General features: G+C 70.6%; 9 protein-coding genes. 5 read left to right on the top strand and 4 right to left on the bottom strand.

What is annotated here, in order from left to right:
* The first annotated feature begins 91 nt into the window (after positions 1–91).
* A complete protein-coding gene (locus BLS95_RS19150) occupies positions 92–1,222 on the top strand; it encodes a HupE/UreJ family protein (RefSeq protein ID WP_090933076.1) in 1,131 nt (376 codons plus the stop codon).
* 31 nt (positions 1,223–1,253) lie between these two features.
* Positions 1,254–5,984: an outer membrane protein assembly factor BamB family protein gene (locus BLS95_RS19145; protein ID WP_090933074.1), complete on the top strand. Its 4,731-nt coding sequence runs from the start codon at positions 1,254–1,256 to the stop codon at positions 5,982–5,984.
* Between the two features lie 61 nt (positions 5,985–6,045).
* On the opposite strand, the gene BLS95_RS19140 is transcribed toward BLS95_RS19145, so the two are convergent.
* Complete coding sequence (locus BLS95_RS19140) at positions 6,046–6,693, bottom strand: TetR/AcrR family transcriptional regulator (protein WP_090933072.1); 648 nt, start codon at positions 6,691–6,693, stop codon at positions 6,046–6,048.
* 113 nt (positions 6,694–6,806) lie between these two features.
* Between BLS95_RS19140 and BLS95_RS19135 the strand changes: the two genes are divergently transcribed.
* The 3 genes from BLS95_RS19135 (at position 6,807) to BLS95_RS19125 (ending at position 9,146) form a co-directional block, all read left to right on the top strand.
* A complete protein-coding gene (locus tag BLS95_RS19135) occupies positions 6,807–7,622 on the top strand; it encodes an SDR family NAD(P)-dependent oxidoreductase (protein ID WP_090933070.1) in 816 nt (271 codons plus the stop codon).
* Between the two features lie 154 nt (positions 7,623–7,776).
* Positions 7,777–8,523, top strand: a complete 747-nt coding sequence (gene erm, locus BLS95_RS19130) for an ErmE/ErmH/ErmO/ErmR family 23S rRNA (adenine(2058)-N(6))-methyltransferase (protein ID WP_425434743.1) — start codon at positions 7,777–7,779, stop codon at positions 8,521–8,523.
* 137 nt (positions 8,524–8,660) lie between these two features.
* Positions 8,661–9,146, top strand: coding sequence for a nuclear transport factor 2 family protein (locus BLS95_RS19125; protein ID WP_176993268.1), 486 nt, complete (start codon positions 8,661–8,663; stop codon positions 9,144–9,146).
* A 24-nt stretch (positions 9,147–9,170) separates the two neighbouring features.
* On the opposite strand, the gene BLS95_RS19120 is transcribed toward BLS95_RS19125, so the two are convergent.
* The 3 genes from BLS95_RS19120 to BLS95_RS19110 are packed head-to-tail and all read right to left on the bottom strand — an operon-like array spanning position 9,171 to position 11,208.
* A complete protein-coding gene (locus tag BLS95_RS19120) occupies positions 9,171–9,740 on the bottom strand; it encodes a CGNR zinc finger domain-containing protein (RefSeq protein WP_090933065.1) in 570 nt (189 codons plus the stop codon).
* Positions 9,737–10,315, bottom strand: coding sequence for a hypothetical protein (locus BLS95_RS19115; RefSeq protein ID WP_090933063.1), 579 nt, complete (start codon positions 10,313–10,315; stop codon positions 9,737–9,739). Before BLS95_RS19115 ends, BLS95_RS19120 begins: the two co-directional genes overlap by 4 nt.
* Positions 10,312–11,208 (bottom strand): alpha/beta fold hydrolase, encoded by an 897-nt coding sequence (locus tag BLS95_RS19110; RefSeq protein WP_090933061.1) that lies wholly within the window; start codon positions 11,206–11,208, stop codon positions 10,312–10,314. Before BLS95_RS19110 ends, BLS95_RS19115 begins: the two co-directional genes overlap by 4 nt.
* Between the last annotated feature and the right edge of the window lie 44 nt (positions 11,209–11,252).

Below are 11,252 nucleotides of genomic sequence, written 5' to 3'. Positions count from 1 at the left end.
GTGAATTGGGCCGTAGCCGGTTGCCGGGTGTGGAGCGAGCACTGCAGGGTTGGGGAACGACCGCCGTTCCCCCACGACGGAAGTGCCTGCTGTGCGTCTACTGGCGTTCCTCGCCGCCCTTGTTGCCGTGTTCCTTCCCGCCGCTCCGGCGCAGGCGCACATCCGCGCGACCTCGGTCGCGGTCGACCTGCGCGGCCAGGGCGACGGCGTCGCCGCCGTCGTCGACGTGGAGTACGACGTCCTCGCCCGGCTGCTGGGCCTCGACGGAGCCCTGAGCCCGGACGCGGTGGGCGTGGACGGCGCGCCCGCCGAGGTGCCGACCGAGGTGCGGCGCGGTTCGCTGGACGCGCACGCGAGCGACGTGGCGGCGTACGTCGGCGGGCGGCTGCGGCTGAGCCGCGCCCTGATCGGATGCACCGCTGAGGACGGCGCCCGCGTCGAACTCGCCGACTCCGGCACGGTGCAGGTCGCGCTCGCCTACGACTGCCCGGCCTCCGGCGCGCTCACCGTCCGCAGCGACATCTTCCGCGCCTCCGACGGCGTCGTCGACGAGACCACCACGATGGTGGCCTACGACATCGATGGCCGCCGCGGTTCGACGTTGCTCGACGCCGCCCGCACCAGCGTCACGGTGGGGCACACCGACCTGCTCAGCGAGATCCCGCGGTTCGTCCGGCTCGGGGCGGAGCACCTGCTCTTCGGGCTCGACCACGTGCTGTTCCTGCTGGCGCTGCTGCTGGGCGCGAAGCGGCTGCGCGACGTCGTCGAGGTCGCCACGGCCTTCACGGCCGCGCACTCGGTGACCCTGGTGCTGGCCGCGATCGGCTGGGTCAGCGTGCCCGGGTGGATCGTCGAGCCGCTCATCGCGCTGTCGATCGCCTTCGTCGCGCTCGACAACCTGCTCGCGCCGCGGATGAGCCACCGGCTGCCCGTGGTCTTCGGCTTCGGGCTGCTGCACGGGCTCGGCTTCGCGGACGCGCTCACCGTCGACGGGCCGCTGTCGGCCTCGACGCTGGCCGGCCTGGTCTCCTTCAACGTCGGCATCGAGCTCGTCCAGCTGACGATCATCGCGCTCGCTTTCCCGGCGCTGCTGTTCCTGCGCAGGGTCGCGACCACGCCGGTCGCCGCTCGCGCCCTCACGCTCGGCACCGTCGCGGCGACCGTCGCCGTCGCCGGTGCCGGTCTGGTCTGGTTCGTGGAACGCTCCCCGCTCCTTGCCTGACACCCTCCCTCCCTCCTCCCGAAGGATCCCGATGTCCGCGTTAACCTGGACACGCGCGCGCCTGCGCGTCGTCCTGTACACCACCACGCTGGCGCTCGCCGCCAGTGTCGTGGCGGGCCCGCTCACGTCGTACGCGGCGAACGCCATCGACCCGCCGGAGGCCATCGTCAGCGGCGCCGTGTACGTCGACGCCAACGGCGACGGCCGGCGCAGCCCCGACGAGGCCGGCCTGGCCGGCGTGCGCGTCTCCGACGGCAAGGTCGCCACCACGACCGCCGCCGACGGCTCCTACTCGCTGACGATCTCCACCGACCGCCGCAAGACGGACATCGTGTGGGCCGGCCAGCCGCGGGGCTACCGGTTCGGCCTGGACCAGTACAAGGAGCCGAGATTCTGGGCCAACCTCGGCGAGCTCGCCGACGACGCCACGCCGACCGCGGACTTCGCGCTCGTCCGTGACGAGCCGTCCGACGGCGACACCTTCTCCTGGGCCAACATCGCCGACCCGCACGTCAACGCACAGCTGCCCGACCAGATCCGCGAGATCAACTCCACCGGCACCGACCTGCGCTTCATCGCGGTCAGCGGCGACCTCACCAACGACGCCAGCCAGGCGCAGTTCGACACCTACCGCCGCGGCACCCAGCAGTCGGCCGTCGGCGTGTGGCCGGCCGTCGGCAACCACGAGTACGCGGCCGGGTCGGCGTACGCGGACAAGATCGACAACTACCGCAAGAACGTCGGTCCGGAGTGGTACTCGTTCAACTACGGCAACCGGCACTTCGTGGTGCTCGAGAACAACGGCTCGGCGCCGTTCGACGAGGAGCTCGCCTGGCTCAAGGACGACCTCGCCGCGAGCGTTCCGCTCGACGACGACCCGAGAAACGACATCGAGGTCGTCGTCCTCACCCACCAGCCGATGAACGTCCCCTTCGGCTCGCCCTCGGAGTACGACGCCTTCGGTGACGTGCTGGAGACGTACCAGGCGCAGCTGATCCTGGTCGGCCACGAGCACTCCAACCACGTCGAGAACGACTCGGCGTTCGCCTCGACCGCCAAGCACATCCAGACCGTGTCGAGCTCGTACACGATCGACAACGCGCCCCGCGGCTTCCGCTACATCCACATGGCGGGCCCGGGCTTCGACAACCCGTTCCGGATGTACGGCGAGAACGAGCACCTCACCATCGTCAGCCCCGCGCCCGGCTCGACGGTGCCGGCCGCGGACTTCCCGGGCATCCAGATCAACGCCTACGACACCGGCGACGAGGTCGTCTCGGCGCGCTACCGGATCGCCGGCGACAAGAACTGGATGCCGCTGCACCACAGCGGCGAGTTCACCTGGCAGGGCAACCTGCCCAACAGCCGGCAGAAGCCCGGTAAGTACAGCATCGACGTGCAGGTGGTCGACGCGGCGGGCAAGACCTGGACCAAGTCGGCGGACTTCACTTTCACCCGCGAGCCGGCGCTCAAGCCGGTCGCCGCGGGTGACTGGGACCAGCACCACGGCAACATGGCCCACTCCGGTGTCGCGCCGGCGCAGGAGGCCGGCCGCCGCCTGGCCTGGAGCTTCCGCACCGACGGCACCTTCCTCACCGGGTCGCCGGTCATCCACGACGGCGTCGTCTACGCGGGCACCCGCGACGAGAACGGCGACGGCGACAGCCGGATCCACGCCGTCCAGCTCAAGAACGGCAAGGAGCTGTGGAACGTCAAGGTGCCGCAGTCGATCCACGGCAGCCTCGCTTACGGTGACGGCCTGATCTTCGCGCCGACCCTCGGCTCGGAGCTCTACGCCGTCGACGCCGAGAGCGGCAGGCTGCGCTGGAAGGCCGTGCCCGAGCAGGCGCCGGCCCCGAACAACCAGCGCACCTACGGCTATTACTCGCCGGCCGTCTCCGGCCACACGGTGCTCTGGCCGTACCAGACCCGCTTCGGCATCGGCAGCCAGGGCGTCCTCAAGGCGCTCGACACCCGCACCGGGCGGCAGATCTGGGCCTCCCCCATGTCCGGCGCGACCATGAGCGACGGCACGCCCGCCGTCATGGACGGCACCGTGTACGTCGGCAACGAGACCGCCGACCGCGTGCTCGCCTACGACCTGGCCACCGGCGCCCGCAAGTGGACCGGAACCGAGTCGCTCGGCAGTTGGCAGGACGGCGTGCCGACCGCGGCCGAGGGAAAGGTCTTCATCGGCGCCAACAACGGCATCGTCGCGCGTGACGCCAAGACCGGCGCGACGCTGTGGACGTACAAGAGCTCGCGCTCCTCGCTCGTCTCCAGCGGCTCGACCCCGAGCGCCGCGGCCGTCGAGCAGGGCGTCGTCTACATGGGCTTCCCGAGCGGCGCCGTCGTCGCCCTCGACGCCCAGACCGGCGACGTCCGCTGGGAGCGGGCGCTGCCCGGCGACATCTACCACGGTGGCGTCATGTCCAGCCCGGTCGTGGCCGGCGACACGCTCTTCGTCGGCGCCAACAACGGCAGGTTCTACGCGCTGGCCTCCGACACCGGCCAGATCCTGTGGAGCCACGAGATCGGCACCTGGGTGGGCGCCGGCCCGGCCGTCAGCGGCAACACCGTCGTGGCGGGCGCCTGGGACGGCAACCTCTACGCCTACGTGCCCGGCGGCGAGTCCGCGAAGCGCTGGGCGACCGTGACCGGCACGGTCAGCGACCCGGAGACGGGCGCCCCGATCGCCGGCGCGAAGGTCACCGCCGTCGCCGACGGCCAGGACACCGCGGTGACCACCACCGACGCCCGGGGCCGCTACCGGATCGGCCTGCCGGCGTCGACCTGGACCGTCACGGCGGCCAAGCGCGGCCTGATCGCCGACGGCCGCTCGACCGCCACCGCCACGGTCGGCGCCACCGGCGACACGACGGCCGACCTGAAGCTCATCAAGGTGGTCCACCCGACCGCCGGCAAGTCGACGTACGCGCCGGACTACGGCAGCGGCAGCACGCGCACGGACGTGGTCACCGGCAAGGAGTACTACTACCTGGCCAACGACAAGATCCGGGCGTCCGTGACGCCGTACGCCGCCGGTGACAACGGCGTCGGCGGTAACAACCTCGCCGGTGGCCTGGGCCAGGGCGCGCTGACGGACGTCATGCTCAACGACGCCAACGGCGCCGAGACCCTCGACTGGGGCGAAATGCTGCTGCGTCCGAGTCTCACGCCGCCCGACTCGTGGGACCGGCCGAACGACCAGCTCGACCTGCCCGACCTCGCGGTCGACGGCGCCGCCGTGGTCGGCAACGGTCAGTATCGGGCGGACCCGGCCATCAAGGCGCAGGTCCGCTACGAGACCCTGCCCGATTCTCCGATCGTGAAGATGACGGTCAAGCTGACCAACACCGGCACGACGGGTTACCAGGGCTACTTCACCTACATGATCGACCCCGACAGCTCGGCCGACAACGGCCGGATCCCCGGGTTCAGCGGCGTCAACCCGGGTCTGAAGACCTCGGGCTGGACCGGGAACTACGTCTACGTGGGTGCTGACGCGGCCACCACGAACGGCCAGGCCGCCCACGGTCTCGCGTGGGCGCTGGACACGCCGACGGCGGTCGGCGCGTACGGCTACATCGAGGGTCTCTACTACGACGCCACGATGGCGCCCGGTGCCACCAAGCAGTTCAGCTTCTACCACCTGACCGACTACGCGACCGCCGGCGGCGACCCCACCGGCAACATCGCGAAGTGGGCCGACGAGATCGACCTGCACGACGCGGCCGTCCCGGACGCCGCCCGCGCGGCCGGCACGATCACCGCGGGCGGCGCCGCCGTCGCCGGTGCTCGCGTCGCCCTGGAGCAGGCCGGCAGGGCGGTCGCGAGCACGGGCACCGACGCCCAGGGCAGGTACCTCCTCAAGGCCCCGGCCGGTCAGTACGACGTCCGGGTGTCCAAGCTGGGCTACCAGACGGCCACCGGCACGGCCACCGGCACGGTCACCGTGCCGGTGGCCGGCAGCGGCGTCGCCGACGTCGCGCTGAGCCCGGTCAAGGTTGAGGCGGGCTACGGCAAGCAGATCGGCTCGGGTCTGGTCGAGGCGGGCTACGGCGACATCATGATCGAGAACGACAAGCTCTCGATGGCGATCGCCGACGCCTACAACGACTCGCAGCTCTCCGGTGGCACCCGCGGCAAGCCGGTCGACCTGGCCGTCCGCGGCATGGCCGACCAGTTCGACTGGATCAACCTGCCCTACGTCTCGGCGACCCAGCCGACGGGCGGTAGCGCGTGGGACATCCGGACGGTGGCGGCGACCGACGTCCAGATCGTCCAGGCGAGCGGCGACAAGGCCGTCGTCCGGGTATCGGGGCCGGTCAAGGGCATCACGGGCCTGACGGCGGCGACGACGTACACGCTGAAGCCGGGCGACGACTTCGCCACGGTCTCGACGGAGCTGAGCAACTCCGGCTCGGCCCCGCTCAGCGTGTGGACCGGTGACGCGATGGACCATGACGCGGCCGGGCAGGCCAGTGTCATCCCGGGGCCCGGCATCGTGACGCCGGGCGCGACGGCGGCCTACACCCCGACCAAGCCGTACATCGGCATGACCGGGACCGACCCGCAGGTCTTCGGTCTCGTCTACGGCACGCCGGCCAGTGCCTTCGACGTCTACGCCGCGGGCAACTGGGTGATGAGCCGGTTCAACGTCGACGTGCCGGCGGGCGGCTCCTACACCCTCACCCGCAAGCTCGTCGTCACCCGGGGCACCGACGCGGTGAGCATCCTCGACGGCGTCCCCGCGCCGTAACCACCACACCACACAGGGCCGGCCCGGATTCCAACCGAGCCGGCCCTGTGTGCGTGGAATTTCATCCGCTCTTCTCCAGCTTGGCAGAGTCCTGGGCGTCCGTGAGTTGGTCGACGTCCGGCCGCATGGCCTTGAGAAAGACCTCGACGAGGGCGTCGGCGTATGCAGGGGTGAGCGGTCCTGAGCGGAACAGCCAGCGCTGGTAGAGGGGCGCGTACAGCAGTTCGAGGGCCAGGTCGAGGTCGGCGTCGGCGGCGAGCTGCCCGGCTCGCTGCGCGCTGCGGAGCCGGGCCCTCTTGGCCTCCTCCACGGGGCCCGCCAGCCTGGCCCGGTATTGAGCGGCCAGGGCGGGGTCGTTGATGATCTCGGTGTTGAGTGCGCGGATCGGGCCCTCGAACGCGGGGTCGGCGAACTCGGCCACCGTCGCCCGCATCACCACCTTGAGGTCGGCCTCCAGGTCGCCGGTGTCGGGCAGCGTCATGCTGTCCTCCGGCCCGCTCTCACTGAGCGCCAGGAACGCGTCCAGGACCACCGCGCCCTTGGAGGGCCACCAGCGGTAGATGGTCTGTTTGCCCACGCCGGCCCGGGCCGCGATGGCCTCGATGGACAGCTTGGCGTATCCCACCTCGGAGACCAGCTCGCGGGCCGCGGTGAGGATGGCCTGCCGGGAGCGCTCGCTGCGGCGGGCGGGGTTGGGCTGTTTGACCATGTCCCGGATTGTACCACGACCACGAGACGAGACGTTCCGTCTTGACACTGTCGCGAGGCGAGACGTACCGTCTTGTCTCGTCACAACGGATCCGAGCAAGGGGAGGTGGAGCCATGAGCCGGGTGTGGTTCATCACGGGCGCGTCACGAGGACTGGGCCGGGCGTTCACAGAGGCGGCGCTGCAGGCGGGCGACCGGGTGGTCGGGGCCGCCCGCAACGTCGAACCGCTCGCCGACCTCGCCCAGCGCCATCCCGGCGACCTGGTACGGCTACCGCTCGACGTCACCGACCGAGCGGCCGTGTTCGCGGCGGCGGAGCAGGCGGCCGCGGCCTTCGGCAGGCTCGACATCGTGGTCAACAACGCCGGCGCCATGCTCCTGGGCATGCTGGAGGAGGCGACGGAGGAGCAGATCAGAGCCCACTTCGACGTCAACCTGTTCGGCGCGATCTGGGTCACCCAGGCCGTGCTGCCGTACCTGCGCGCCCAGGGCGGCGGGCACATCCTGCAGATCACCACGATGGGCACCGGCGGCGGCTTCCCCATGGTCGGCCTGTACGGGGCCGGCAAGTCGGCGCTCGACTCGGTGAGCGACGCCGTGGCGATGGAGGCCGAGCAGTTCGGCGTCAAGCTCACCATCGTCCAGATGGGCGGCTACGACACCGGCCTGTTCACCACGGGCACCACGATGACCACGCCCGACCCGCACTACCAGGAGCTGCGCGACAAGCTGATCGAGATGTGGGGCGACGAACCCGGGCCCGCCCCGGACACCGCCGCTTCCGTGATCATGGAGCTGGTGGACCTGCCGGAGCCGCCGCGGCGTCTCATCGTCGGCGCCGCGTCCTACGACATGGTCCAGCAGGACCTTCAGGACCGGGTGGAGAAATACCGCGCCTGGGAGCACCTCAGCCGCAAGGCGCCCGGATGACGTTCACGCGGGACGAACGGTCGGGCGGCGGGCCTCACCGCCGTGACCCCCTGTCGAAGCCTCTCGGAAAGGCGGCAGTGTGACGCGCGGTCACGCCTTCGCCGGCCGCCCGCACGCCAGGAACCCGAGCACGACCGTCGGCGCCCGCACCTCGGTGGACCGGGCACGGCGCACGCTCTCGCAGAACTTCCTGACCGACCGCCACGCCATCGAGCTCGTCATCAGCGCAGCCGACCCGACCGGCCTGGTGCTGGAGCCGGGTGCGGGCACCGGAGCGCTCACCCTGGCACTGGCCAGGACGGGCGCGCACGTCGTCGGCTACGAGATCGACCCGCGCCTGGCCCGGCGGCTGGCCGCACGCACGCGCGGCGCCGCCCGCATCGAAGTGGTGCAGGGTGACTTCACCGCCGCGCGGGCCCCCGGTCGGCCGTTCGCGGTCGTGGGGAACATCCCGTACTCGGTGACGTCGAAGATCGTGAACTGGTGCCTGCGGGCGCCGTCCCTGACCTCGGCCACGCTGCTCACCCAGCGCGAGTACGCCCGCAAACGCGCGGGCGGCTACGGCCGCTGGAGCCGCGTCACGGTGCAGTCGTGGCCATGGTTCCACTGGCGGCTCGGCCACACGGTGGGCCGGGAGTGCTTCCGGCCGATACCGTCGGTCGACTCGGCGATCCGGCGGATCGAGCGCAGGCCCGAACCCCTGGTGCACGGCCGCTGGACCTACCAGGAACTGGTCGAGCTGGGCTTCAGCGGAATCGGCGGCTCGGTGCGCGCCTCGCTGAAGACCCGCCACCGAGGAGTGGACGCCGCCCTGGCGGCGGCCGGCGTGGCCCGCGACGCCGTCGTCGGGTACGTCCACCCCGACCAGTGGATCACGCTGTGGCAGCGCCTGTGCCGATGACCTGACCCGGACCGCCGGCCTAGTCATCGCCGGCACCCGTGACGGGAACCGTCGATCCGGGCATAACCATCGGTTATCGCCATGGGTCTTGGACGGCAGGGGTGGCTCCGGCGGAGCATGAACGCATGATGATCAGAATGCGTGGCGATCTGTTGGCATGTGCGGCGGCACTGGCGCTGGGGACGACGGCGGGGTGCGCGGGGGAGGAGCGCCCCACGGCAGCCACCGCGTCCACGTCGGCCGCGGCCTCGCCGACGGCGGCTTCTCCGGGGGAGACCGCCGCAGCCGCGGAGCCCGGGCACCGGGAGCTCGTCGAGCGGTTCGTGGCCGCGATCAACGCGGGTGACGAGGCGGGCGTGCGCGACACGTTCGCCCCCGAGGCCAGGTTCGACAGCGTGGGCCGCATCTACGACGGGCGGGACGAGATCATGGACCGCTTCCTCGTTCCCGAGGTGATCGAGGCGAAGGGACAGTACCGGCTGCTCTCCCTGACCCCGGGCCAGGGAGAGCGGGTCGTGGCGGAGTACGACTTCAGCACCGGCGGCGGATCCCGCGAACACTTCACCTACGACTGCTCCGTACGCGCCGACCGCTTCGCCGACTGCGTCGGCCGCTACGTGTGAGCGGCCGACGCACGGGCATGCTCGTCAGCGGTGGGCGGAGCGGTAGCGGGCCGCCTTGCTCTGGTTTCCGCAGGTTTTCATGCTGCACCAGCGACGACGGCGGCCACGGGAGGTGTCGACGAAGAACCAGCCGCAGCCGTCGCAGGCGCGTACTCGCTGGGACGGCGGGCTCAGCGCGAGCTTGATCCCCCGCAGCGCGAGCGTCGCGCACGCGCCTTCGGCGGTCAGCGGGATGATGGAACCGTCGGAGTTCACGGCGACGCCGCGGGCACCGCGACGAGCGATGTCGAGGAGGCCGGCCAGAGCCTGCGCGGGTAGCTCGCGACCGTTCCGCTGAGCGTCGAAGATCGCCCAGAGCAGTTCGCGTAGCGTGCGTGCCTGGCGCAGGGCGGCATCGGGGTCGTGGAGGATGTCGCGTGGCTCGCCGGTCGTCGGCAGCAGTCCCGCCCTGGCGAGCCACGTGGCGAGGGCGCCGGCGTCGCCGAGCAGATCGGGTCCGGGTTCGGGTGTGCGGCGGTAGACGGTGTTCGCGAAGTCGAGCGCGACGTCGCCGGCGATGAAGTGGTCGTCCGTCCAGGTGGTGACCGTGTTCATCGTAGTGAGTACCGCATCACGGGGCGATCGGTCCGAGGTCGCGCGACCTCGGTGAATCCGGCGGCGAGGAACGCGCTGGCGATACCGGTCATGGCGTTGTCCGGCCCTGCTCTGCGTCCTTCGACCGGCTCGACCGGGTATGCCTCAATGGTGCCTGTCTCGCAGGTTTCGCCCAGGTAGTCGCACACGGCGGCGATCAGTTGCGCGGACCGTCCTTCGCCGCGGTGGCCCTTCTTGATGAGCAGGCAGGTCAGTGAGATGACCGGCTCGTCATCGACGGGCTTCAGCAGCGCCGAGCGCTGCATGCGGGGAAAGTCCGAGCGGTCCCCGAACCCGCACCAGGCGATGGGATCGTCATCGAGATAACCCACGACTCCCGGCGGTGTCTTACGTGCGGCGAGTTTCCGCATCGCGGCCTTGTTTCCGGCGCCCTTGCCCTCCATCCACTCCTGCATGCTCAGCCGCCAGTGCATGCACCAGCAGCCGCGGGCTCCGCCGTTGGCGCCCATGACCGTCTCGAAGTCGTCCCAGGTTTCCCTGCTCAGCGGTTTGACCGTAAGTTCCGCCGTGCTCATGAGCGCGCTCCCGAGCGGTCGAGGACGTCGTCGAGGAAGGTGACGAGGGCTGCGGCGACTTCGGCGGCGTGGGTCTCCAGCAGAAAGTGCCCGGCGTCGTAGAGGTGGGCGTCGAGGGTGGTCATGTCCTGGTGGTAGGCCAGCACCTCGGCGATGTCGTAAAACGTGTCGTGCCGGCCCCAGAGCACCAGGCACGGAGGCTGATGCTCCTTGTGATAGGCCGCGATCTCCGGGAAGCGCGCCACGTGGTTCCGGTAGTCGTAGAAGAGCTGGAACTGGATGTCGAGGTTGCCGGGCAGGGAGAGCCGTTCCCAGTCGAGATGCCACGACTCGCGCGGGTGCAGGTCCCGCAGTTCCTGCCGCAGTCCGCTGAGGTACTGATCCCGGGTGCCCGAGAAGTTCAACCAGTCCGGCAGCGCGGCCCTGTTCTCCTCGCTGGGCTCCGCCCAGAACCGGCGCGGCGCGTCCCAGCCCTCGTGCAGCCCCGCCTCGTGGGTGTTGCCGTTCTGCACGACCAGGCCCAGCACGCGCTCCGGATGACGCATCGCCATGCGGTACCCGACGGGCGTACCGAAGTCCGTCACGAAGAGCACGTAGCGCTCCACCCCGAGGTCATCCAGCAGGGCCTCGATCACATGTGACAGGCGTTCGAAGGTGTACTCGTACTCATCGAGCGGCGGTGCGTCCGAGAACCCGAAGCCCGGAAGGTCCGGCGCGATCGCGTAGACGTGCTCGCCCAGGGCCGGGAGCACATCGCGGAACGAGTACGAAGAACTGGGAAAGCCGTGGAGCAGGAGAACCGCGGTCGATGACGGCACCCCCGCTTCGCGGTAGTGCACCTTGACGCCGTCCAGCTCCCGGTACAGATGCCTGGTCTTGGCTGCGCGTTTCACAGTGCTCCCTTCGATGGCAGGGGCCGTCGATGCCTCCTAGTAAC

The sequence above is a fragment of the Nonomuraea jiangxiensis genome, from assembly GCF_900099965.1.
GTDB lineage: Bacteria > Actinomycetota > Actinomycetes > Streptosporangiales > Streptosporangiaceae > Nonomuraea > Nonomuraea jiangxiensis.
Note: the sequence above shows the minus strand (reverse complement) of the source record. Positions and strands in the feature narration are given on the sequence as shown.

What these genes read in the sequence shown, in the direction of transcription:
- BLS95_RS19145 (WP_090933074.1), top strand. Translation starts at nt 1,254, where the DNA reads ATGTCCGCGTTAACCTGGACACGCGCGCGCCTGCGCGTCGTCCTGTAC.
- BLS95_RS19140 (WP_090933072.1), bottom strand. Translation starts at nt 6,693, where the DNA reads ATGGTCAAACAGCCCAACCCCGCCCGCCGCAGCGAGCGCTCCCGGCAG.
- BLS95_RS19135 (WP_090933070.1), top strand. Translation starts at nt 6,807, where the DNA reads ATGAGCCGGGTGTGGTTCATCACGGGCGCGTCACGAGGACTGGGCCGG.
- BLS95_RS19125 (WP_176993268.1), top strand. Translation starts at nt 8,661, where the DNA reads ATGCGTGGCGATCTGTTGGCATGTGCGGCGGCACTGGCGCTGGGGACG.
- BLS95_RS19120 (WP_090933065.1), bottom strand. Translation starts at nt 9,740, where the DNA reads ATGAACACGGTCACCACCTGGACGGACGACCACTTCATCGCCGGCGAC.
- BLS95_RS19115 (WP_090933063.1), bottom strand. Translation starts at nt 10,315, where the DNA reads ATGAGCACGGCGGAACTTACGGTCAAACCGCTGAGCAGGGAAACCTGG.